This is a genomic window from Pseudomonas vlassakiae (genome assembly GCF_014269035.2).
GTDB lineage: Bacteria > Pseudomonadota > Gammaproteobacteria > Pseudomonadales > Pseudomonadaceae > Aquipseudomonas > Aquipseudomonas vlassakiae.
The window spans coordinates 1-219 of sequence record NZ_JABWRP020000078.1; the positions used below are offsets into that span (position 1 = coordinate 1).

At 59.4% G+C, this 219-nt stretch carries 1 protein-coding gene; it reads left to right on the forward strand.

The features are described from left to right. Positions 1 to 219, forward strand: a 219-nt coding sequence (locus HU738_RS25870) for an immunoglobulin-like domain-containing protein (RefSeq protein WP_217871569.1), incomplete at both ends; no start/stop codon positions are given.

Sequence of the window (219 nt, forward strand, 5' to 3'; positions counted from 1 at the left end):
CTGGCCAACGGCCAGACCATCACCATTCCGGTCGGTCAGAGCTCAGGTACTGCCACGGAAGCCGTCACCAACGACGTCTATCAAGGCCATGCGGCGGTCACCAACAGCATCACCAACGTTAGCGGTGGCAGTTACGAAAATCTGGTCGCCTATCAGGCACCAGTCAGCACCAGCATCACGGATGTCCTGGACACAACGACGGTGTCGCTTTCGGCGACG